Origin of the sequence: Rhodopirellula sp. UBA1907 (genome assembly GCF_002337565.1) — a bacterium.
Classification (GTDB): domain Bacteria; phylum Planctomycetota; class Planctomycetia; order Pirellulales; family Pirellulaceae; genus Rhodopirellula; species Rhodopirellula europaea.
In genome coordinates this window covers 10,075-33,587 of record NZ_DDGH01000096.1, presented here as the reverse complement: position 1 = coordinate 33,587, position 23,513 = coordinate 10,075, and the positions used below count along the sequence as shown (strand labels likewise).

Annotated in this window: 18 protein-coding genes; 6 read left to right on the top strand and 12 right to left on the bottom strand. The window is 56.4% G+C overall.

Going from position 1 to position 23,513, the window contains the following annotated elements:
* On the top strand, positions 1–2,284 hold a 2,284-nt coding region (locus tag B2R17_RS23035), incomplete at its 5' end, for a DUF11 domain-containing protein (RefSeq protein ID WP_286765854.1).
* Here the strand turns inward: B2R17_RS23035 and B2R17_RS23030 are convergent.
* Positions 2,255–2,803, bottom strand: a complete 549-nt coding sequence (locus B2R17_RS23030) for a hypothetical protein (RefSeq protein ID WP_099261695.1) — start codon at positions 2,801–2,803, stop codon at positions 2,255–2,257. The genes B2R17_RS23035 and B2R17_RS23030 overlap by 30 nt on opposite strands.
* A 77-nt stretch (positions 2,804–2,880) precedes the next feature.
* Here B2R17_RS23030 and B2R17_RS23025 point away from each other — a divergent pair, with 77 nt between their 5' ends.
* Complete coding sequence (locus tag B2R17_RS23025; protein ID WP_286765853.1) at positions 2,881–4,176, top strand: metallophosphoesterase family protein; 1,296 nt, start codon at positions 2,881–2,883, stop codon at positions 4,174–4,176.
* A complete protein-coding gene (locus B2R17_RS23020; protein WP_286765852.1) occupies positions 4,173–7,949 on the top strand; it encodes a YhaN family protein in 3,777 nt (1,258 codons plus the stop codon). The genes B2R17_RS23025 and B2R17_RS23020 overlap by 4 nt, the downstream gene beginning before the upstream one ends.
* 3 nt (positions 7,950–7,952) lie before the next feature.
* On the opposite strand, the gene B2R17_RS23015 is transcribed toward B2R17_RS23020, so the two are convergent.
* The 5 genes from B2R17_RS23015 to trpB form a co-directional block, all read right to left on the bottom strand.
* A complete protein-coding gene (locus B2R17_RS23015) occupies positions 7,953–8,894 on the bottom strand; it encodes an AraC family transcriptional regulator (protein WP_339886616.1) in 942 nt (313 codons plus the stop codon).
* Positions 8,891–9,427: a pantetheine-phosphate adenylyltransferase gene (gene coaD / locus B2R17_RS23010; RefSeq protein ID WP_286765850.1), complete on the bottom strand. Its 537-nt coding sequence runs from the start codon at positions 9,425–9,427 to the stop codon at positions 8,891–8,893. Before coaD ends, B2R17_RS23015 begins: the two co-directional genes overlap by 4 nt.
* A 6-nt stretch (positions 9,428–9,433) precedes the next feature.
* Positions 9,434–10,672, bottom strand: coding sequence for an aminotransferase class V-fold PLP-dependent enzyme (locus B2R17_RS23005; protein ID WP_286765857.1), 1,239 nt, complete (start codon positions 10,670–10,672; stop codon positions 9,434–9,436).
* Positions 10,672–11,691 carry a class I SAM-dependent methyltransferase gene (locus tag B2R17_RS23000; protein WP_286765849.1) on the bottom strand — a complete coding sequence of 340 codons (1,020 nt, stop codon included), beginning with the start codon at positions 11,689–11,691 and terminating at the stop codon, positions 10,672–10,674. Before B2R17_RS23000 ends, B2R17_RS23005 begins: the two co-directional genes overlap by 1 nt.
* An 89-nt stretch (positions 11,692–11,780) precedes the next feature.
* Positions 11,781–13,004: a tryptophan synthase subunit beta gene (trpB, locus tag B2R17_RS22995; protein WP_286765848.1), complete on the bottom strand. Its 1,224-nt coding sequence runs from the start codon at positions 13,002–13,004 to the stop codon at positions 11,781–11,783.
* Between the two features lie 73 nt (positions 13,005–13,077).
* Here trpB and B2R17_RS22990 point away from each other — a divergent pair, with 73 nt between their 5' ends.
* Genes B2R17_RS22990 through B2R17_RS22980 form a run of 3 tightly spaced genes read left to right on the top strand, consistent with a single transcriptional unit; the run spans position 13,078 to position 16,725 of the window.
* The gene (locus tag B2R17_RS22990) at positions 13,078–14,010 is read left to right on the top strand and encodes a DUF429 domain-containing protein (protein ID WP_339886617.1); all 933 of its coding nucleotides are present in this window, start codon (positions 13,078–13,080) and stop codon (positions 14,008–14,010) included.
* Positions 14,011–14,060: 50 nt separating this feature from the next.
* Entirely contained in the window at positions 14,061–15,794 is a 1,734-nt protein-coding gene (gene flgK / locus B2R17_RS22985) for a flagellar hook-associated protein FlgK (RefSeq protein ID WP_236616092.1), read from the top strand.
* Position 15,795: 1 nt separating this feature from the next.
* A complete protein-coding gene (locus tag B2R17_RS22980; protein ID WP_286765846.1) occupies positions 15,796–16,725 on the top strand; it encodes a prenyltransferase/squalene oxidase repeat-containing protein in 930 nt (309 codons plus the stop codon).
* A 109-nt stretch (positions 16,726–16,834) separates the two neighbouring features.
* Here the strand turns inward: B2R17_RS22980 and tsf are convergent, their stop codons facing one another.
* The 6 genes from tsf to B2R17_RS22950 all read right to left on the bottom strand — a co-directional run bounded on the left by tsf (position 16,835) and on the right by B2R17_RS22950 (position 23,082).
* Positions 16,835–17,815: a translation elongation factor Ts gene (gene tsf / locus B2R17_RS22975; protein ID WP_286765845.1), complete on the bottom strand. Its 981-nt coding sequence runs from the start codon at positions 17,813–17,815 to the stop codon at positions 16,835–16,837.
* Positions 17,816–17,864: 49 nt separating this feature from the next.
* Positions 17,865–18,647 carry a 30S ribosomal protein S2 gene (gene rpsB / locus B2R17_RS22970; protein ID WP_011122857.1) on the bottom strand — a complete coding sequence of 261 codons (783 nt, stop codon included), beginning with the start codon at positions 18,645–18,647 and terminating at the stop codon, positions 17,865–17,867.
* A gap of 537 nt (positions 18,648–19,184) precedes the next feature.
* Entirely contained in the window at positions 19,185–19,724 is a 540-nt protein-coding gene (locus tag B2R17_RS22965; protein ID WP_286765844.1) for a hypothetical protein, read from the bottom strand.
* On the bottom strand, positions 19,721–20,884 hold the full coding sequence (locus tag B2R17_RS22960) for an aromatic ring-hydroxylating oxygenase subunit alpha (protein ID WP_286765843.1): 1,164 nt from the start codon (positions 20,882–20,884) through the stop codon (positions 19,721–19,723). Before B2R17_RS22960 ends, B2R17_RS22965 begins: the two co-directional genes overlap by 4 nt.
* A gap of 191 nt (positions 20,885–21,075) precedes the next feature.
* Positions 21,076–22,695: a chaperonin GroEL gene (groL, locus tag B2R17_RS22955; RefSeq protein ID WP_008671258.1), complete on the bottom strand. Its 1,620-nt coding sequence runs from the start codon at positions 22,693–22,695 to the stop codon at positions 21,076–21,078.
* Between the two features lie 69 nt (positions 22,696–22,764).
* The gene (locus B2R17_RS22950; protein WP_008671259.1) at positions 22,765–23,082 is read right to left on the bottom strand and encodes a co-chaperone GroES; all 318 of its coding nucleotides are present in this window, start codon (positions 23,080–23,082) and stop codon (positions 22,765–22,767) included.
* Between the last annotated feature and the right edge of the window lie 431 nt (positions 23,083–23,513).

Genomic DNA, 23,513 nt, shown 5'->3' with positions numbered 1-23,513 from the left:
GCGAGACACGGCGACCAACATCTTCGTCCGCGACTTGCTACCCGCCGGCATGACCTACGAATCGAACTCGCTCAGCGACGGTTCCTATGATTCCGACAAGGGTGAATGGACCATCGATTCCTTGGCCAATGACGCCACCGCGACGTTGACCCTGTTCGCAATCGTCGACCAAGTCGGAACACAAACCAACACCGCCGAGGTCGCATCCGTCGATCAAGACGACATCGACTCGGCGCCCGACAACAACGTCGCCGCGGAAGACGACCAAGCCAGCGCGAGCATCACCACGCCGGTCATCGATCTCACGCTCACACAAACCGCTTCCCCTCAGCGTCCCGCGATCAACGGCGAAGTCACCTTCACGCTGACGCTTCGCAACGATGGTCCCGACGACGCGACCGGAATCATCGTTCGTGACTCGCTGCCTGATGGATACACCTTCACATCCTCGTCGCCCGCCGGTGCATTCAATTCCGCAAGCGGACTTTGGACCGTCGGTGATTTGGCATCCGGTGAAGAAACCACGCTGGAACTGACCGGCACAATCGGTGACGTGGAAACACTCGAAAACCGAGCCGAAGTGATCGCTGCTGACCAAGCCGACCAAGACAGTGTTCCTGACAGTGGGTTGGATGATGGCGAAGACGACACCGCCGCCGCGATCGTCACGCTCGCCAGCGCCGACCTTTCACTGACCAAGACCGTCGACAATGCCTCGCCCAACTTTGGCGATGCGGTCACCTTCACGATCACCGTTCGCAACAGTGGCCCCGACCCAGCGACGGGAATTCGCGTCCGAGACTTCTTGCCCGACGGAATGGACCTCACCGACCAAACCACATCCGACGGCACCTACTCGGCCGTCACCGAGATCTGGATGATCGATGAACTGGAATCAGGCCAAACCGCGACACTCACATTGACCGCGAATGTGAACTCCGAATCGTTGCAAACCAACGTGGCGGAAATCATGGCCAGCGACCAACGTGACCCTGACAGCACGCCGGGCAACGGCGACGCCGATCCAGCCGAAGACGACCGAGCCTCGGTGGACGTCCAAGCACAACTGATCGATCTCGCGCTCAGCAAAACAGTTGACGGCACGCGTTTTGACTTGGACGATCCTGTCGAATTTGAATTGACCGTTTCCAACACGGGCCCGACGACAGCCACCAACGTCGAGATCGCTGACTCGTTGCCCGCCGGGCTGATCTTTGTCTCGTCATCGACCGACGACGGAGGCTACAACCCGCAGTCGGGCACTTGGTCGATCCCGAGCATCCCCAGCAACGAATCGGTCACGCTGACGCTGAACGCATCGGTCAACCAAGACGCCGTCACCGACGACATCCTTCGTGACGGCATCACCAATTTCGCGGAAGTCATCTCCGCCGACCAACCTGATCGCAACAGCGTGTTTGGAAACGGGGACGTCAACGAAGACGATGCCGACTCAGCGATTTTGATGATCGCTCGTGCCGACTTGTCGTTGAGCAAATCCGTCGACATTTCCAACCCCAACCGCGGCGACACGATTCAGTACCTCGTCACGGTCACCAATGCCAACAACGATCCGGCAACGAACGTTGTGATCCGAGACATCTTGCCAGGTTCATTGAACTTCCAAGATGCCACGCCAACGCAGGGCACGTTCGATGCTCAAACGGGCCTGTGGTCCTTGACACAACTCGGTCCCAACCAATCTGCGACACTGCAAATCAACGCCATCGTTGAACAGTCCGGTGCGGTGACCAACGTTGCCGAGATCATCGAGTCCGATCAAATCGATCCCGACAGCACACCGGGCAACGCCGATGGCGACGAAGACGACCTGGCATCCGTCGAAGTCACACCGCAAGTCGTCGACGTCAGCGTCACCGCGGCGGTGGACAACTTGGAACCCGAGGTCGACGACATCATCACGATCACTTTGACAGCGGCCAATGCCGACGGCGTTTCCGATGCCACTGGTGTTGTGATTGAATCGTTGCTGCCCGATGGATTGACGCTGGTACCACCGGCTTCACCGCAGCAAGGATCTTATAACCCAGCGACGGGTCAGTGGAACATCGGTCCCTTGGCGTCCGGTGCAAGCGTTCAATTGGTTTTGACCGCACGCGTCGACACTCGCGGGTTGAAAACATTGAACGCCGAAGTCACCCAGACCAATCAGTTCGATGTCGACAGTGTGCCTGGCAATGGTGATCCAGACGAGGACGACCAAGTCGCACTTGAGATCCGAGCCCCACGTGTCCTATCCAAGCGGTTGTTTTTGTCTCGCTGAGGCGATGCCACAACCGCTGCATGACGAACACCCGCCGCCGCATCCACCAGCGTCGGCGGTGCCGCATCCCGGGCCACATCCGGTCTGCATCAAATCACTCAGTTCGATGCTCTTGACTTCGGCTTCGTAGCGGCGAACGATCGCATCGGTCAGCTCGCGGCCAAGAGCATCCGGTTCCCCTAAAAAGTGCAGCACCAGCGTCCCGCCGTCGAACAATTGGTCGACGTCCAACAACACCGCTGAAGATTCGCTCTCCGCCAAAATCGCTTGGCATTCGCGAACCGCGCGAACCTTGTGCCGCTGCAAACGCTCGATCAAAAGATCATCGTTGTGTGTGGTCGGCCGGAGAATTTCCAGTGTGGTTGGTGTGTCGCCATCCTCACAAACGGATAGTGTTTCAGCCAATTCCACCCCGCGAGGCGTCCGCACCAACACACGTCGACCACGTTCAATCCGTCGCTGGGCACGAGCCAGATAGATTTCCCCCGCGAAACCGATTCGAACATGGTGCGTTATCATGACGCTCAGTCTAGCCACCCGGCACGACGTCGTCGTCCCCAACTTGCCCGCCACTCACCCCGCCCGCAGGAAGCCCTTTGAGTCACCGACGCATCCTTCACGCCGCCGACATTCATCTGGACAGCCCCCTGCAGAAACTCGACGCCTACGAAGACGCTCCCGTCGACGAAATTCGCGAGGCATCGCGGCGTGCCCTCGAAAACATGACCGACTTGGCGATCGAAGAACAAGTCGACTTGGTCGTCATCGCAGGCGACCTCTACGACGGCGATTGGCCTGACCAAAACACGGGTCTGTTCTTTGTCAAACAAGCCACCCGGTTGGTCAACCATAAAATCCACGTCGCCGTCATCCGAGGCAATCACGACGCCGCCAATAAAATGACGTCGAACCTGCCGCTGCCAAAGAACCCCGACGGATCCGACATCCTGTTGAGCGAAAAGAAGGTCGACCAACGGGTGCTCGAAGACCTCGGCATCGTCATCCACGGTCGGTCGTATGCCAAACGAGCCGAAACCGGCGACATGGCCGCCGAGTACCCCGCACCGACCGGCGGCATGTTCAATCTCGGCATTCTGCACACCGGTTTGTCGGGTTTGGACGGGCACGACCCGTACGCTCCCTGTTCCCCGCAACAACTCGCTGACAAAGGCTACGACTACTGGGCGCTCGGCCACATTCATTTGCGCGGCGAGCATCAAATTGAAGGCACCGCCCCGGTCGTCTTCAGCGGCAACATCCAAGGCCGACACATTCGCGAATCCGGACCGAAAGGTTGCATCATTGTCGACGTTGACTCTCGCAACCAAACCGAACGCCGATTCGTCCCACTCGATGTCGTTCGATTTGAAACGTTCGATGCCAACGCAAGCGAATGGTCGCACACCGATGAATTGATGGACGCCTACGAAGCTTGGATGAACGACCAACTGCAACAGGTCGAAGATCGGTTGCTGGTCACGCGAGTCATCTTGTCCGGCGAGTCACCACTGCATCACCAATGGATGCGGGAACAATCCAATTTGGAAGCGTCGCTGCGAGCCACTTCGGTCACCCACGGCCACGGACAGGTTTGGCTGGAACGGTTGAAGGTCAAAACCTCGGCCGAAGTCGATCGTTCACACACCGAACAACACGATGCAAACCAGGAGGGCCCGCTGCACAGCATCCTGTCCGTTATCGAAGAATTGAAATCCGACAACGCAGACTTGGAATGGTTGAACAACGAGATCACACCATTGCTGAAGAAACTACCAACCGAATTCAGCGGCGATCAAGCCCCAATTCGCTTGGACAATTCTGAAGAACGTCACGAATGGATCGAAGCAGCAACCACCGAACTGCTCGCCCGACTGCAAGGAGGCAAACGATGATCATTGAACGCTTGGACCTGATCGCCTTTGGGCACATCACCGAACGCAGCCTCGATCTCTCCGCCGGTCCCAACCGATTCCACTTGATCGTTGGCCCCAACGAATCCGGAAAATCAACCAGCCTACGAGCCATCTCGTCCTGGTTGTTCGGCATGGCCACTCGAGCCGACGATGCCTTCCTGCATCCCGCAGCGAAACTTCGTGTTGGTGGACGCCTGACGACACACTCAAGCGACGGAACCAGCGCTGAAAAAGTTCTCGAGTGCATTCGACGTCGAGGTCGCAAAAACACACTGCGTGGTGCAGACGACCAAACCGAAATCGCTGACTCGGAATTGGCACAGATGCTCGGCGGCATCGACGAAGCCACCTTCCGCTCGCGATTTGGTTTGTCGCACGAAGAGCTGTTACTCGGCGGCGAACAAATATTGCGAGGCGAAGGTGAACTCGGCGAAATCCTGTTCTCGGCGGGTGCCGGCATCGGGCGTCTTCGCGAAATTTATGAACAACTTGATTCCGAAGCCAGTGAACGCTTCAAACGCACCGGCAAGACGCCCACGATCAACAACATCCTGCAAGAACTCGACGAGATGCGTCGTCGGCTGCGCGAAGCTCAAGTCCCACCGGCTGAGTTCTCCGACTTGCAAAAGCAACTGGCTGAAAAGGAACAGCAAATCCAATGCTGGCGTGAAGAATCCCAATCGCTCGCTCAACAAATCGCTCAACTGAAGTCGGCCGAACAAGCCTTGCCATTGATTCCGCGTTGGAAAACGGCGACGCAAGAATTAGCCAGCGTGCAAGACGCGCCCATGCTTTCGGATGACTTCCCGGATCGACGACGCGAATGGGAACAAGAACAGAAATCGACAACCCGTCTGCTGCAAACCTTGCAACAAAACCATGTCGATTTGACGGAGCAACTGAAGCAACTCGGAAACGATGAATCCATCGGACTCTTCGAGGATGAAATCCTCGCGTTGTATCGCGAACTTCCCGGTCGTGAAAAAGCCGAAATCGAAAAAGAAACACTGCAACAATCGCTGGCGGCCCTTGAACGAGAGATGCGATCGCAGCTCCATGATTTGGCCTTCGCTGAAGTCCCGCCCGCATCTAAACAACAGGCAACCGATTCTGATGCGTTGACACAACAAGTGGACTCGCTGCAAATCAGTGAGTCGCAACGGGCCAAAATTCAACGATTGGCCAGCGAATTCGAGAAACTGCTCCAACAACGCGATGACGCCTCGGACCAGCTCGATCAAGCCAAGCGAGAACTGACGATGGCCGAGGAGGCATTGGCCGAGTCCAACGCGCCAACGCAGTTCCAGTTGCTCGACCGTACGCTCGATGAAATGGGTGCACCGGAACGCTGGATCGAAGCCGCCCGCCGAGAACAATCGCAAGTCGAAAAACTGGCTCGCGAATGCCAAACCATTCACCGTCGATTGAAACTCGACTCGAACGGCGATGACGATGCGATTCAATCCGCTGTCGAGCTGTCGCTGCCGACGCAGTCACAGTTGACGAATCTGACACAAGCACTCGACCGGGCTGGCAAAGACGTCATGTTGAGCCAGCAACGTGGTCAGGAACTTCAACAAACCCTCGCCAACGCGGAAGAAAAGCTCACCTCGTTGAACGCGGACACGGGGGACCTCCCCACGCCCGAAGATCTTCGCGACGCTCGTCAGCGCCGCGACGAAATCATCGATGCGATGAAGCAGAACGCAGATTCATACACCGCCGACCAATGGGCCGCACAGCTTGCTGCAGCCGAACTGGCGATCCATCGCGCCGATTCGCTCGCGGACGTCTTCCAGTCGCAACACGAATCGATCTATCGACGACAAGCCGCTCAGAACAACCTGGACCAACTGCGTCGACAATCTTCCGAACACGACGCCGCGCTGGCCGCCGCGCAAGACTCCCTGTCAAAGGCTCAAGAGAACTGGCAAGCCATTTGGCAAGCGGCTGGCATCTCAGCAAGTGATCCCGACGCAATGCGAACCTGGATGTCGGATCATCAAAAATTGATCGAACACTTTGCGGAGTTGCAAACTGCAATCGCCGAACGCGATCAATCGCATGCGCAACTTCGACAAGCCATTTCGCGTCTGCAACAGGCGTTGGAAATGGAAGGCTCCGACAACTCGTCCGAGGATTCACTCGAACAAACCAGCACCACTCTTTCGCGTCTGCATGACGTGGCATTGACCCAACGTGCAGAGCAGACTCAACAACTCAAACTTCGCGAACAACGCGAGAACAAACGCAACGAATGCAGAACCGAGATCCCCGGCTTGGAATCCAAGCTGCAACGTCGACAGAGCGCATTGGACGCTTGGGATCAACAGTGGGACGAACTCACCGCGTCGCTCAAACTGACATCCAAACCCGCTCCGCAAGACGCGTTGTCGATGATGGATTCGATCACGCAGCTGATCGGTCAAAAGAAGCAACGAGACGACATTTCGCTTCGCATCGATTCGATCAGCAAAGAAAACGATGCCTTTGTCCGAAGAGCAGTTCGGCTACATGATTCCTTGGCCTCGCCAAAGGCCGACTCAGAACCCTCGATCAATCCATCAGTTGACACCACCGGCTTGACCGAGTTGGCTGAAACAATCAACTCGGCACACGAACGTTTGCAACGGGAACAACGTGCTCGCAGCGCTCGCGACGAAGTCCAACAGCAACTCCGCCAACGCGAACGCGAACTCGCGGACGCCAACGAGCAGTTGCAACGACTCACGATAACGCAGCAACAACTCTGCGACGAAGCCCATTGTTCCGCCCCGGAGGAGCTGGGCGAAGTGGAAGAACGCAGTCGTCGGCGCATCCTCGCCCAGTCCAAAGTGGAAGACTTGCAATCCCAGTTGGATCATTGGGCGAGTGGTCAAGATCGCGAATCGTTTGTTGAATCTTTGCGGGACCAGCAGCCCGCCATGATCGTCGAAGAACTCAAACAGCTGACTGACAAGAAAGATGAACTGGACGAAAGACTCTCGGCATCACAAAAAGAACTCTGGAGTTTGAATCAAAGACTGGGTGCGATCGATGGAAGCAGCGAGGCATCCAAGCTCTCCCAACACATGCAGTTCTCGCTCGGGAAACTCCAACGGGAATCGGAAGAGTACATCCGTCTGCGATTGGCAGCGTCGATCTTGCAACGGGCCATGGAACACTACCGCAACCAAAACCAAGAACCCGTGCTACGCGAGGCAGAATCATTTTTCGCCACGCTGACCTGCAAAGAATACCAATCATTGCGAGTCGACTACGGCGACAGCGACAAACCATCGCTGTTTGGCGTTCGAGACGGGATCGACGTGCCCGCCAATCGCATGAGCACGGGAACTGCGGATGCTCTGTATTTGGCGTTGCGATTGGCGTCGCTGAAACATCAGTTGGCTCACGCCAATGCGATCCCGTTGATCATCGACGATTGCTTGATCCAGCTTGACGATCGCCGGGCCGCTGCGGCACTCAAGGTCTTTTCGGAACTCTCCACCACCACTCAAGTCATCCTATTCACGCACCACGATCACTTGGTCGATTTGGCATCCGAAACACTTCCCGAGAACGGATACCACGTGCACCGGCTGGGTGAAACCAACTCACCTGCCTCCGCGTCATCCGCCAAACCGGCCGCTTCAGCCACAAAACCGAAGAAGAAAGCGGCAAGAAAGAAGACGGCTCCCAAAGCATCTCCCAAAAAGCCTGATGCAAGCCTCACGCCTCCCGACACACTGTTTGACGTGTTCTCACCGTGATCGTCACAACTCGGACGAAGACCGTTCCACTTGCTGGCGATAGGCGGCCGGTGATTGGCCGACCATGGATGTGAATCTTCGATAGAAAGTCGACAGGTCAGCGAAACCGGATTCGAAGGCAACCGACGCGATCGGTAAATCGGTTTCCTGCAACAGTTTCTTGGCGTGCTCGATTCCGAGCTCTCGCACTCGTCGCAGCCAAGTCGTGCCCGTCAGCTCACGAAAAAGATGGGTGAAGGTGCGGCGAGACAAGTTGAGTTGATTCGCAGCGGCATCAATCGTCGTTGCTTCCAAGAACGATGTCTGCAACTCGTCGATGTATTGCTGGACGATTTCGGCGTCAGTTGCATGAGCGACGCTGTTTGGCTCAAGAGCCACCGCATCATCGCCTTCCTTTCGATTGCAATCGAAATCGGTCACGCCCCGAAGCAAACGCCAAGCGTCGATCATCATGTCGACGCCACACGAAGCCAATGCCAAGTCTTGCGTGTAAACCATCCGCCGCAAAGTTGAGGCGACAAAATGCGTTTGCCGACTACCGCCCGACAACTTGCCCGAAGCAATCTTTTCTGCGGTGACGGGCTCCGCCTTCAACACATTCTCGCAAATGCAGCCGACATACAAACTGGACGGTGTTCCTTCGCCATCACAAATTCGATTTCGCTGATGCGGTGCAATCACGAACACATCGCCAGCTGAGAATTCGATGACTCGATCATCGAGGTGAAACATCCCCGCGCCGCTGAGGAAGTAAACGATTTTGACGAACGCGTGCTCACGCCACTGCATCGAAAAATCGGGAGCGTGATGACTCTCCAGCACCAACACACCCCATGGCGGCAACTGCTCTGACATCGCCGTGCGAACCTGCCGGGCACGTGTCGGCGAGGACGACTGAGAGTGTGGCGAGTTTCCGGACATCGATTGGATCCCCGGAACGATCACACGGATGGAGCAGCCAGCTTGGCCCGCAATGACGGAATGATTGGACGAGGTACAAATTTCGCCAAGTGATCGTCGTTTTCGCTGAGTGCAGCGATCTGTTTCAACAGCGATGAACTGACGTGAGCAAACCGTTCGTCGGCCATCAAGAACACGGTTTCAATATCTGCATCCAGCTGACGATTGGCCATCATCATGGTGAACTCGCCCGCGATGTCGGTAAGCGGCCGGATGCCTCGCACCATGACGCCCGCCCCAAGTGAACGAACGAAATCAACCGCCAAACCATCAAAGGTTTGAACACGGACGTTGGGCAAGTGATTCGAGATCGTTTGCACTAACTCGATGCGTTCTTCCGGATTGAACAAAGACTTCTTGTCGGCATTGATGCCGATCCCGACCACCAACGTGTCAAACAACTTCGATGCACGTTCAATGATGTGCAAATGCCCAAGCGTGACGGGATCGAATGACCCGGTGTAAACAGCGATGGAGTGCGAAAGCTCACCCGCGTCATGGGAGGAGTTCAGAGTCAAAACAGATCAGCTCCGCGCTGGATTGGAAGAAGAGACAGCGGGGGACGAGGCGACCAAATCGGCCAGTCGTTGCAAATCCGCGTCGTCATTATAGACATGAACGCTGGCCCGAATGCCGCCACCGCGACAACTGATCGCCACGCCCGCATCGAGCGCCCGAGTGCGAAAATCGTCGGGCGATTCCCCCGGCACTTCAAACGTCGTGATCGCACTGGCGTGAGGTGTCTCATCCCACGGGCCAAACAACAACTTCGCACCGGCCTGAGTCAGCATCGTGCGAAGACGCTGAGCACGTTCCAAAACGCGGTTTCCTATCGCGTCGGCACCGAATCGCTGTGAAACGGCGGTGAACATCTCCAAACTGGCCGCGAATGCGATCATTCCCGATTGGTTCAGCGAACCGCCCTCGAAACGAGATGCGTCCTCACGCAACTCAAACTTGGATCCTGAAAACAGGTGAGCGTTCTCAACGCTCTTCCAACCCACAGTCGGACAACGCAGCGAATGCAAATGGCGTTTGCGAATCACCGCCACCCCGGCTCCCTCGGGTCCCAGCAACCACTTGTGTCCATCGGCGGCCACGAAGTCGACATCGCAGGTTCGCATGTCGAGCGGGTACATGCCCAAACCCTGGATCGCATCGAGGAACACCAGCACGCCGCGTTCGTGGGCTTCGTTCACCAATCGATCCAGATCCACACGAAAGCCGCTGGCGTAACCAACCCAACTGACCGAAATCAACCGCGTGCGTTCATCGACCTGACCCATCAAATCAGCCACTTCGACGCGCCCTTCACGACGCGGAACGATTCGAATCTCAACGCCGCGAGATTGCTGGTTGAGCCATGGATACAGGTTGCTTGGGAACTCGCTCTCCGGAACAACCATGTTGTCACCGGGTTTCCAATCCAAACCTTCGGCAACCAGATTGATTCCCGTGGTGGTATTGGGAACCAAGGTGACTTCTTCCTTGTCGCAATGAATCAAATCCGACGTCAAGTATCGCAGTCGATTGACGGCGTTGGACCAATCCATCCAGTGGACGTCCCCGTGCGATGCGGCAACATCAGCAAATGAACGAAGGGCTTCCGCGGCGGGTTGGCTGATCGGAGCCACGGCCGCGTGATCAAAGTAAGCCCAATGTTTGGTTACCGGCATTCGGTCTCGCCACCACAACCACGGATCCTCACCCATGTCAGATCCGACTGGCACACTCGCGTCTCGCGACGAAGGCTTGGAAACCATCACGGCTTGATTCCCGTCATCAATCCCAAACCAACGCGACTGGCGGCGATGAAGGTGAACTGGATCGATTCCAACCCGGCATCTTTCATTCGCTCCTGAGCCTCTTTCAGCTCGGGCACCGCACCGCCTGCGGTTTCGATTCCGATCCGCAACGCTTCGATCGACTCTGCCAGACTCGGTCGGTTCGGACCTTCAAACGAATCAATCACGATCACTCGTCCGCCGGGCTTCACCGCTGACGTCGCACGTTGCAACATCAGGCGAATTTGATCGGGCGAGTAGCTGTTGAGTCGTTGAGCGATCAGCACATGGTCAAACTGGCCTTCCGGCAACTCCGCGGTGAGCGCATCACCTTCGATCGATTCGAAGCGATCACCCAACTCGATTGAATTGGCCGTTGCCATGGCGGCTTCCAAGGCACCGGGATGGTCGACCAGCGTGACGCTCAATTGAGGATCACGGTGAGCCGCCGCACAGCTCCAAACCGCTGAACCACATCCCAGGTCCAGCAAGGTCTGGGGTTTCGATTCATCAGAACTCAGAACCGTGCCCTCGCCTTCGCCCTCTTCTCCCGGCGTCGGTCCAAAGTCCAAGATCTCGGCCGCCTGCATCGCCGCGGGCGTGTGCACCCACTGAGTCGCGGCGATGGAATCAAAACGGCTTTGCGGGACAGCGGTTTCGGCGGACGATTGCGATTCCGATTTCAAAGCTGTGGGAGCCTCTCGCCAAACCGCGTCGCCCAAGTCCGCGTCGTATTGGCACAACAGTCGAGCCACCGATGAGATCGCATAGTCCTCGGCATACTTCTCGATGATGCCCACCGACGTCAGAGGTCGCAGCAACAGCAACAACCGCGACTCAGGCAAACCCGTGCGTTCCGCCAGTGCCTCCAACGTTTTCTGGCCTTCCAACAAAGCGTCGAACAACCCCAGTTCACGGCCGGTTCGCAACACATGCGATGTGGCGTTGATGGTCATCAATTCCTGGTAGTGATCCAGGGTACGGTCTTGGGCGGACATACAATCAGAGAAGAAGAGTCAAACGGTCAGGTGATATCTGCAAAAAGTCGTGAGAGGACGTCCAACGAAAGGTCAGACGCATCCGTGGCTCACCACTCTTCGCCGCGAAGACGAGCGATTTCCATCGAGTCCTTGTCGCCTCGCCCGGACAAGCAGATCACCAGGTGTTCTTGGTCCGACATCTTGCCAGCGATCTCGATGGCTTTGGCGACCGCATGGGACGTTTCCAACGCTGCCAAGATACCTTCGCTGGATGCCAATCGTTCAAACGCGGTCATCGCCTCATCGTCACGACAATCGATGTAGTCAACGCGTTTGGTGTCTTTCCAATAACTGTGTTCTGGACCAACACCGGGATAGTCCAACCCAGCGCTCATCGAATGCACGTCGCATGTTTGACCATCTTCGTCCTGCATCACGTAGCTGTAACTGCCGTGCAAGACACCGGGGTTTCCGTATGACAATGGCGACGCATGATCACCGGCTGTTGCGGATCGACCGCCAGCCTCGACGCCGACCATTCGCACGCCTTCATCTTCCACAAACGGATAGAACATGCCGGCCGCGTTGCTGCCACCACCGACGCAGGCAACGACGCAGTCGGGCAAACGCCCAAACGTGTCCCGGCACTGCTCGCGAGTTTCGCGACCGATCACCGATTGAAAATCGCGAACCATCATGGGGAACGGGTGAGGACCGATCACGCTGCCGATGATGTAGTGGGTGTTCTCGACCGAAGCCATCCAGTCTCGCATCGCTTCATTGACCGCGTCCCGCAACGTTCGCGAACCGGACTCGACGGCCGAGATATTGGCGCCGAGCAACTTCATGCTGAAGACGTTGGGTTTTTGCCGCCGAATGTCTTCGGCACCCATGTAAACGGTGCAGGGCAGCCCAAAGTGAGCGCACGCCGTCGCCGACGCCACGCCATGTTGTCCGGCACCCGTTTCGGCAATCACTCGGGTTTTGCCCATTCGCAACGTCAGCAGAGCCTGCCCGATCGTGTTGTTGATTTTGTGAGCACCGGTGTGATTGAGGTCTTCGCGTTTCAACCAAATCTGGGCTCCGCCAACGGCCGACGACAACCGTTTGGCGTGGTACAGCGGGCTGGGACGACCGACAAAGGTCTTCAGCAAGCCGTCCAATTCACGCTGGAATTCGGGATCAAGCTTGGCCTTCTCGTACTCTTCGGAGAGCTCATCGAGTGCCCGCGTGAGTGTTTCAGGAACGAAACGGCCACCAAAATCGCCAAATCGCCCGCGGGGATCGGGGACTTGGGCGGAGGCGTGTTGCTGCGACGGGGCGGTACTCATGAGGTAGTTTCAGCGGGAAAAACGAAATGGGTTCGAAGACTTCCGTAACCGAATTGTCACTGGAGAACAAAACTTGGTCAACGTGAAGCGAGACACGTACGGAGCGATGTTTCGCACTTCTGGGGCCAAGGTTTGCTTCCAAACCGTGTTCGGGGTCGACTTCAGCGGTGCCGCCTTGGCTGGAAAGAACGCCTGGATCGCCGAAATTCAGATTTCGCCGAATTGCTCCACTTCGCCGCCGCTGAAGCTGGTGGATCTTCAACCACTCGGGCGGGTCGCCGGGCAGGACGAACGAGAACGCGTCTATCCGTGGCTGACGAATCGAATCATGGCCAGCAAGGATGCCCTGTGGGGAATGGACTTTCCGTTTGGATTGCCGGTCGAGCTGGATCTGGGAAGCTGGAACGATCAACTGAACCATGTCGCGATTCACTCAGGCGACGCGAAAAGCTATGGGCGGTTACTGGTGGAATTGGCTCGCCAGCGATCCGGCGCGATTCACATTCGTCGTGAATCCGATCGCGAAACGCAAACGCCTTTTGATTGCTACCACTACCGAATCATCTACCAAACGTTTCACGGCATGCGAGACGTCTTGCTACCAATCAAGGATTCGCCCACAACCACCGTCATGCCATTCCAAGCGGACAAGCTCGCCCGATCGATGACCGGCAAAGCCTCCACCGCCATACGCAACATCGTGGTTGAGGCCTGTCCTTCGTCAACGCTGAAACGAATGCAGCTGCCTCACCAGCGATACAAGCAAACCGGGAATAAGCCAATCGACGCGGTCCATCTTCGAACGCGCCAGCAAATCCTCCGCGGCCTTCGAGAGATCATTCAAATCTCCGCTCACCGACGACGGGTGATCTTGAGCAATCCTGGTGGCGACGCTTTGGACGCCGTTCTGGCGGGTGTGGGTGCTTGGTCCGGTTGGAATCGCGTGGACCATCGCCAAATCGCCAAGCACGACCGCTACCCACGCGAAGGCTTTGTTTACTGTTGAGCCGATTGGGTCAAGTTTAACGCCCGAGTGTGCCGATCCAACGAATACACGTGTGCGCGCACGATCGTTCGGCTTCACACTTTCGCGAGACGACCATGGGGCTGTTCGGCACCATTCAACAATCAAAGGGCGCACTCGACGCGGCCCAGATTGGACTGCAAGTCGTTGGCAACAACATCGCCAACGCCAACACCGAAGGCTACATCCGCCAGCGTCTCGAACAGACGCCCGCGGTGGCCTATCGCCAGGGCAACTTGATCCAAGGTCACGGTGTCCGCGCCACCGGTGTCGTGCAGGTCATCGACCAGCAGTTGGCCGAACGGATGTTCAACGCCAAGACTGCGGCGGCCGGTGCGGACTCGCTCAGTTCGGCCTACGGCCAACTCGAAACGTTAATCACGGACCTTGATGGCGGCGGATTGAACGAGCAATTCAGTCTTTTTAACAACGCACTGCATGACCTGTCGACGCAGCCCAACGACGCGGCCACCCGTGAATTTGTGATCATCCAAGGCGAAGCTCTCGCCACCAGCATGAAACAAATCCGGACCAGAGCCGGCGAACTGCAAGACGGCTGGAACGCGGAAGTAGACGATGCCGCCACGCAGATCAATCGACTGACCGAACGAATCGCACAGCTCAACGTCGAGATTGCAACCATCGAAGGCGGCGGGACACTCGGAAGCGACGCAACCGGTCTTCGCGACCAACGCTATCGCGACCTCGAAGAACTCGCCAGTTACGTCAACATCAACTTCCAAGAACAGGCGTCCGGTAACGTCAGCGTGTTCGTCGGCGGAGACTACCTGATCGCCGATGGCAATCGCCGCGAGGTTTACTCGGCCTACGACGAGGATGCCGGCGGATTGGAAGTTCGAATTGTCGATACCGACGCACCACTCAAAGCGAAGGGCGGGAAACTCGGTGCTGCCATCGAAGCTCGAAGCGGTGTCTTTGGAGACTACGTCGAGAACCTGGATCACATGGCGGCGGCCCTGATTCGTGGAGTCAACAGCGTCCACTCTCAAGGCCAAGGTCGTACCGGTTTCTCATCCTTGGTGTCCAGCAACACCAGTGAACCGGGCGTTCCGCTGAGTGCCGCTGAACTGCCATTTGAACCCAACAATGGCAGCTTCGATTTCAACATCGTCGACACCAGCGGTGAACTGATCAGCACCACGCGAATCAACGTTCGAAATCTGGGAACGATCGACGACTCGACCATCTCATCGATCGTTGCCGACATCAATGCGGTTGAAGGCGTGACCGCATCGATCTCGGGCGACGGGCGAGTGCGAATCGACAGTGATTCGGCGACATCCAAATTCACCTTTGGCGAAGACACCAGTGGCTTCCTCGCCGCAGCTGGAATGAACACGTTCTTCACCGGAACATCGGCGGTGGACATCGCCGTGAACTCCGTCGTGAAAGACGACATCGATTTGCTGGCGATTTCCGAAGGCGGCATCAACGCCGACACAAACACGCTCTACAACCTGTTGGACATCGTTGATGAACCACTAGACGAACTCGGCAACCGTTCGATTCGCGGGATGCACGAACAGGCCATCTCGACCCTGGGACGCGAAATCAGCGTGCAGAAAAGTGCGACCGATGGGCTGAACGATTTGTACGCTTCTCTCCAAAGTCAGCACCTCGCGATCACCGGTGTGAACATCGACGAAGAGTCGATTAAGATGATCTCTTACCAACGCGCGTTCCAAGCTTCCTCGCGTGTGATTTCAACCGCAGCGGAAATGCTGGACATCTTGTTGGCAATTTGATTTGAGTGGCTATCTGCAAGAACTGACGCTTCGATTGTCCGTCGGTGCGAGCCGCTTGAATCCCGACATCCGTTCTCGCCACGCCAACTGGCTGAAGAACTGTCAACGCGACGATGGTGGATTCGCTGGCCGTGAGGGCGAAAGCGATCCTTACTACACCAGCTTCGCATTGCGAACGCTTTGGGTGCTTGGAGAACTGGATTCCGAAATAGCCGAAGCTGCCGGCATCTTCCTGCGACAACGGATGCAGAAACGAGACTCCATCGTCGACCTGATGTCGCTGATCTTCGCCGCCGCCATCCTCGAAATGGCATCGGGCGTTGTCGTGATCTCCGACGAAGACCATCAGTGGCGGGACAACGTCGCCGCGTTGCTGGCCAAACTTCGCACTCAAGATGGCGGATTCGCGAAAACACCCGAAGGCCGTGCGGGCAGCACCTATCAAACGTTCCTGTCAGTCCTTTGCCACGAACTGATGGAAGTTCCCGTTCCGGATGTGGAAGGCGTCTTGCGTTTTTTAGCGAGCCAAAACCAACCCGATGGCGGCTACCGAGAAATTCGCGTCGCGAAACGAGCGGGTGTGAACCCAACTGCCGCGGCGATTGGATCGCTCAAGACGCTCGGCCATTTGGATCCGACCGAGCAAACCAACACGATCGAATTTCTGCTCGAGATGCAAGGCGATGAAGGCGGATTGGCCGCGAACACTCGGATCCCGTTTGCGGACCTGCTGAGTTCCTGCACCGGGCTGATCACGCTGGTCGACCTTGGTGCCGCCTCGCGTTTGAATGCACCGCGTTTGCAAAGCTATGCCGAGTCGATGCAGCGTGACGGCGGCTTCGTCGGTTTCGCTCTCGATCAAACTCCGGACGTCGAATACACGTTCTATGGCGTCGCGACGATGTCGTTGTTGCAGACGTTGGATTTGTAGAAGAGTCCGAATTCTCCGCGAATTCGGCTACGCTTGGATTACAAAAAAACGCCTTGCTCATGAAAGCCATGAGCAAGGCGTTTTGTGTTTCAAATTCTCGGTTCAACGATCAGTTGACGGAGACACGTTTGAAGGCCACCACTTCGGCTTCGGGGTGGAATTCTTTGATCGCAGCTTCCACGGTCTTGGTGTCATCCAAGGCGTAGAACTGGCTCAACAAGCAACGCTCTTGATCGAGCAAAGTGTTGTCGGCGATGAAACGCTCGAGCTTCCCAGGAACGATCTTGTCCCAGATCTTCTCAGGCTTGCCTTCGGCCTTCAGTTCAGCCTTGATGGCTTCTTCAGTCGCAGCCAAGACTTCAGGAGTCAGTTGGCGACGGCTAGCGAACTGAGGAACGTTCTTCATCGGCTTGCCGAGGTTTTCCTTCTCGTTCAACTCATTCTCAGCGTTGATCTGAGCCTGAAGAGCTTCGGTTTCTTTCTGAACGAAATCTTCGTCGAATTCGTTTGGATCGAGGATCTGTGGTTTCATAGCAGCGATGTGCATCGAAACGCCGCGGAAGAACTGATCCGCACCGTCTTTTGAGCCATCTTTGTAAGAAACCAAAACGCCGATCTTCGCACCCGCGTGGATGTACGAAGACAATTTTTCGCCTTCAACAACTTCCAGGTTCGTCACTTCGATCTTTTCACCGACCTTGCCGGTTTCGTTGACCAAACGTTCCTTGACAGTCGTCCCGTCAATTTCGAGTGCATTGACGTCATCGACGGTTTTGCAATCAGCATCGAAAGCCATCTTGGCGATGGTGTTGGTCAACTCGATGAACGCTTCGTTCTTAGCAACGAAATCGGTTTCGCAACCAAGCGACAGAAGCAGACCTTTGTTGCCTTCGACCACGGCAGCCACGACGCCTTCGGAAGCTTCGCGGTCCGCACGTTTCGCGGCGACCTTTTGGCCTTTCTTGCGGAGGTAGTCCATTGCGCCGTCCAAGTCGCCACCGGATTCTTCCAGTGCCTTCTTGCAGTCCATCATCCCAGCGCCGGTGGACTTGCGAAGTTCGCTCACCGCCTTAGCGGAAATCGTCGTCATGTTTCTGTTTCCTAATCGTTGATTGAATTCAGTGAATGTGGGGTCGAGATCAGCCTTCGCTTGACGCGGCGGCAGCTTCTTCAGCAGGTTGCTCTGCTGGCGCGGCGGCTTCAGGAGCAGCTTGTGCGTTCGGTGCCGCTTCGGTTTGGGTTTGTCCCTTGCCAGCAATCACGGCGTCGGCCAATTCACGCATGATCATTTCAACGCTGCGGATCCCGTCATCGTTGCCTGGAATCGGCAAATCGATTTGGCTTGGGTCGCTGTCGGTATCGATCAGAGCAACAGTTGTGATGCCCAATCGTTTGGCTTCGCGAACTGCGTTGCGTTCTTTGCCGGGGTCAACGATGAACATGACTTCTGGCAAACGGTTCATCGTTCGCAGACCGTTCAGGTTGCGATACATCTTGCGATATTCGCGGTTCAGCGATGATTGCATTTTCTTGCTGTAGTCGTTGATGCCGTCGCCAGCACGCAGTGCTTCCAGCTCTTCCAAACGGCCCAGACGGCTGCGAATGGTGCGGAAGTTGGTCAGCGTGCCACCGAGCCAACGCTCGCTGACGAAAGGCATGCCGCAACGCAGCGACTGCTCTTCGACGGCTTCACCAGCTTGACGCTTGGTACCGACGAACAGGATCAAGCTGCCGCCAGCGGCGACTTGCGACAGATACTTCTTCGCTCGAAGCAAACCGCGAAGCGTTTCGCGAATGTCGAGGATGTGGATTTGGTTCTTCTTGCCGAAGATGTAAGGAGCCATCTTCGGATTCCAGAGACTGGTGCGGTGACCAAAGTGGACACCAGCTTCAATCATCTCTTTGACAATTTCATTCGCCATCAGAATATTTGCCGCGCATATTCGCGGCATCTCCGGGATTTGGTCCATTGCGGGTTCGGAGAACTGGCTTTCCAACAAACAGGAAAACAGCAGCCCCAGAGCGGTGAAAACGACGCGAAAACGCGTGATTTCGGTGCCCTTCGCCCCAAAATGCAGTGAACTGGGTAAAGGATACGCCCTGCCAAAACGCAGGCGGGGCGGGAAAGGAAGGCAAAAAGTACGGCTCAGAGCAAAAATTTGCAACCCCGACGGACTTCTTCCGATCGTGTCGTCCCAAGGAATTCACGGGATTCCACGAATTTCGCGGAGGCGGAATCAGCCCGGGACCACGCTCATCGGACCTTCTGCCCTCGGACATGCCCCAAAGGGCAGCATCGAGTCGATCAAAGAACAGCCACCGCGGCGGCAATTTCCCAGACACTCAACTCACCACTCATCGGCCAAAGCCGAACCGAAATCGACTCCGATTCGGCGAATTCACTTGTTCCGGATCCGCAGGCAAAACGAAACCGACCGCGAGTACGAATCGGCCCGGCCTCACTCCAGTGAATGATTGCCATCGCGAAGCAACCCGACCGCGATCACTGGGGTCACCACCAGACCACACAATCCCGCGTAGACGGCCTTCATCGCGATCAACGTGAACAGGCCCACTGAATCGTCGGGGAAGCCCAGCAGCGCAAGGAACGCCGGGATCGTCAAAAACGGAAACGCCACCACCGAAAACAACAAGCAACCGCCAAACGATGCCCCTTGCAAACCCCTGCCCACCCAACTCAATGATCGCGATACGACTCCGGAGCCTACTTCCGTTTTGGGAACCGGCTGCACGATCCCAGAACGAAGGTGCCGGAGCAGCACTCGAGAACTGATCATCGCCGTGATCAACGGCAACAGAAAGCCGGTGCCAACAACTTCCATCGCAACGCTTTGCGGGAATTCCCACACCGGAACCGATTCCTGATCCAGAAACAGTAACCATCCCAAAAACACATTAATCGCGACGTTGATCGCCAACGGAATCAGCACATAGCCGATCAACACGTAGCGAACCGTCGCTGTGGGCCACTGACTCATCGCCCACCTTCGTCGCTGCTCGGCCCACCCAAGCCGACAGTCACTGCCTCATAGGAGGACTCCAATTGCAAACCACACTTTTCGGCCACATGGTTTTGCAGGGCATGCACAAGTTCTTCGCGTGCGCTGACGCATCCCTTGAACGGACTGTGCTCCATTCCCATTTGAATTCCGGGATAGAGCGACGCATCCTCCGCCAAGATTTTCTTGACAGCAGATGTTTTGATGCGGCCCCAAAAACGAGTCAGCCATTTCGACCACGCCGTTTCCTGCTCGCGTCGAAGCACAAAGACGGACACAGTCGCCCGACAAGTTATCGGGGACGTCGGCATCAACACCATCGCCTGCAGCATCGCGTCGGCCCGCATCAAAAACAGATGTGGAAATAGGTGATACATCCGGTACCGCGGGGAGCAATCGGGATGGAGCTGCGATGTCACCCACCGCGAAAAACGCATCGCGTTCGGCGATGCATGAATCGTGGCACGCATGATCGTTCCGCCATCATGAATTTCGTGCTCGATTTCATCTTCCGGTTCAAACCGAAAGCTATCCGTATGCACTGATTCCAGGTGATACGACTCGACCGTATTCTCCGCCACCACTTTCCAGTTCGCGGGGAAATCGTAATGCCAGGTCTCGGCATGAGCCCAGCGATCACCTGAAAACTCTTCCGTCACCGTCGCAAACGGTTTGAATTGATCAGTCAGTGGCGGACAACTCTGATGTAGCGATACAAAAATCAAAGGCCCGTGAACGGAGACTGAAAACTTCTTCAAACACTCCGGACCGCCACTCATCGGGCGGAAGTTCTTCGCATCCGGAATACGACCACTTGAACCATCGACGTTGAACTCCCATCCGTGGTATTGGCACTTCAATGTCGGACTGCTGCCGCAGCGTTCGTTCGACAGTGTGCTGTGCCGGTGGGGACAAACATTGAGAAAGCAGTGATAAGCACCTTGGTGGTTCCGCACCAAAATGGGAACGCCAAACAGTTCGCGGGTGAAGAAGTCCCCATCGTCGGGAGCGTCATGCAACGAACCAACCCAATGCCACTGCGGCCGGAACATCGTCTCCAACTCGACCTCATGTTGCGACTGGCTGCTGTAGTGTTCCGGCAACAGAAGATGCGGCAACTTGGATTGGTTGACGAACATGAGCGATGTGAGAGGAAGGACACACAGATAACTTCACATCCAAACATAGCCACCGAAGCTCGATGATGTTGTTGGTCGCGATCATGATTGCGTGGAACCATACAACCAACAAAAAACCCTTCGCCGAAGAACAGCGAAGGGTTTGATGTTTGGAACACAGAGGGCTGAACCGAACGTTCGGCCCGACTGGATCAATACATGTCGTGGTCGCCACCGTGGCCGGCCTTGCCACTCTTTTCAGGCTTCTCTGCAACCAACGCGTCGCTGGTCAGCAACAAGGTTGCGACGCTGGCTGCGTTGCCCAATGCGGTGCGAGTCACCTTGGTTGGGTCGATGACACCGGACTTGACCAAGTCTTCGTAGACGTCGGTCAACGCGTTGTAGCCTTCGTTGCCCTTCATCGCCAAAACTTTTTCGCAGACGATGCCGCCGTCTTGGCCAGCGTTTTCGCTGATCATGGTCAACGGAGCACGGCAAGCACGCAGAACGATGTTGTAACCGACCAATTGGTCATCGCTCAGAGTGTCAGCAGGTTTGACTTTGCCGCTGGCACGCAGCAAAGCAACGCCACCACCGGGCAGGATGCCTTCTTCGACGGCAGCGCGAGTCGCGTGCAATGCATCTTCGACGCGAGCCTTCTTTTCTTTCATTTCGCTTTCGGTCGCCGCACCGACGTTCACCTTGGCAACACCGCCGGCCAACTTGGCCAAACGCTCTTCCAATTTTTCGCGATCGTAATCGCTGGTGCTGAGCTCGATTTCGCGACGAATTTGGTCGATGCGAGCCTTGATGTCAGCACTCTTGCCGCCACCTTCGATGACCGTCGTGTTGTCTTTGTCGACGATGATCTTCTTGGCACGACCAAGTTGTGGCAGGTCGACGCTTTCCAGCTTGACGCCAAGAGCTTCGAAGATCGCTTGACCACCGGTCAAAATCGCGATGTCTTCCATCATGGCTTTGCGACGATCGCCGTAGCCAGGTGCCTTCACAGCACACACGGTGAACGTGCCACGCAGACGGTTGATGACGAGCGTTGCGAGTGCTTCGCCGTCGACGTCTTCGGCGATGATCAACAATGGCTTGCCTTGTTGAACGACTTTTTCAAGCAACGGCACCATGTCTTTGATGTTGCTGATCTTCTTTTCGAAGACCAAGACGTAGGCGTCTTCAAGAACGACTTCCATGCTGGTCGAGTCGGTCACGAAATAAGGCGACAAGTAGCCGCGGTCGAACTGCATGCCTTCGACCCATTCTTGTTCGGTCTGCAGGCTCTTGCCTTCGTCGACGGTGATGACGCCGTCTTTGCCGACCTTGCTCATCGCGTCGGCGAGCAACGTTCCGATTTCACGGTCGTTGTTGCTGGCGATGGTCGCGACGTTGGCCATGGCTTCTTGGTCTTTGACTTTGACCGCCATGCTGTGAAGTTGCTCGGTGATGTCCGAGACAGCGGTTTCGATGCCGCTCTTCATTTGGATTGGGTTGACACCAGCGACGACGGCTTTGAGGCCTTCGTTGAAGATCGCTTCGGCCATCACGGTTGCGGTGGTCGTTCCGTCACCGGCAACGTCGCTGGTCTTGCTAGCGACTTCGCGAACCATCGACGCACCCATGTTTTCATAGGGGTCTTCCAGTTCGATTTCCTTGGCAACGGTCACGCCGTCTTTTGTCACGGTGGGGCTGCCGAAGCTCTTTTGCAAAATCACGTTGCGACCCTTGGGTCCCAAGGTGACTTTGACGGTGCGAGCGAGCTTGGACACGCCGCGGCGAATCGCTTCGCGTGCTTCTTGGTCAAAGGCAATGATTTTTGGCATGGTTGTCTATCAGAATTAAAGGTTTGCAGAGATGGGTTTCAGATCGACGTGTTCGCCGAGCCGTCGAGATCACTCGATCACGGCCAGGACGTCGTCTTCTCGCATGAGCAGGTATTCGGTGTCATCAACTTCGACAGTTTCGCCGGCGTAGCTGCTGAACAACACGCGGTCGCCGGTGGCCAGTTGGAAGTCAGCTCGGCTGCCGTCGTCCAGCAATTTGCCGGTGCCCAAGGCCACAACGGTTCCGCGAGCGGGTTTTTCCTTGGCCGAATCGGGAAGCACGATGCCGCCGGCAGTCGTGGTTTCGCTTTCCTCACGCTGAACAACGATGCGTTCGCCGAGGGGTTGCAAACGAATTTTGGTTGCACTCTTGGTGGCTGCAGCCATGTCCGTGACACCTTTCGTGGTATTGAGTCGAGATGTGGGGGAAATGTGTGGTGGGGCTGCCCCTTATTGGCTGACTGATCAGACCGATCTCGCAAGCGGTCCGACGTCACGGCCAACCAAAATGGCAGCTTTGTTCGTTGAAGCCGCCGAATAAGCAATCGCCGTGCCGCGCCACAAAGAACACGACGCAAGGCACTACCCAATAAGAACTTACGCCAAATCAGCGAATCCCGCCAACGCTTCAGAAGCTCACGGATGACAGCCCGCCACGGTGGCACTCGCGGTGGAACTGCCACTTCATTCCCCGACGCAGCGAGTCGGCCCGGTTCCGACCGGACGCTTTGCCGAATCGGATGACCTCGAACACTGATCAAGCATCCACACGGGGATACAAGACACAAGTTGGATTCACGGCGGGGACCGCCGTGCTA

Coding starts and splice junctions, on each gene's coding strand:
- groL (WP_008671258.1), bottom strand. CDS start 22,695: ATGCCAAAAATCATTGCCTTTGACCAAGAAGCACGCGAAGCGATTCGC.
- B2R17_RS22950 (WP_008671259.1), bottom strand. CDS start 23,082: ATGGCTGCAGCCACCAAGAGTGCAACCAAAATTCGTTTGCAACCCCTC.
- B2R17_RS23000 (WP_286765849.1), bottom strand. CDS start 11,691: ATGTCCGCCCAAGACCGTACCCTGGATCACTACCAGGAATTGATGACC.
- tsf (WP_286765845.1), bottom strand. CDS start 17,815: ATGACGACGATTTCCGCTAAGGCGGTGAGCGAACTTCGCAAGTCCACC.
- B2R17_RS23020 (WP_286765852.1), top strand. CDS start 4,173: ATGATCATTGAACGCTTGGACCTGATCGCCTTTGGGCACATCACCGAA.
- B2R17_RS22965 (WP_286765844.1), bottom strand. CDS start 19,724: ATGAGTCAGTGGCCCACAGCGACGGTTCGCTACGTGTTGATCGGCTAT.
- B2R17_RS23005 (WP_286765857.1), bottom strand. CDS start 10,672: ATGGTTTCCAAGCCTTCGTCGCGAGACGCGAGTGTGCCAGTCGGATCT.
- B2R17_RS23030 (WP_099261695.1), bottom strand. CDS start 2,803: ATGATAACGCACCATGTTCGAATCGGTTTCGCGGGGGAAATCTATCTG.
- B2R17_RS22960 (WP_286765843.1), bottom strand. CDS start 20,884: ATGTTCGTCAACCAATCCAAGTTGCCGCATCTTCTGTTGCCGGAACAC.
- rpsB (WP_011122857.1), bottom strand. CDS start 18,647: ATGGCGAATGAAATTGTCAAAGAGATGATTGAAGCTGGTGTCCACTTT.
- trpB (WP_286765848.1), bottom strand. CDS start 13,004: ATGAGTACCGCCCCGTCGCAGCAACACGCCTCCGCCCAAGTCCCCGAT.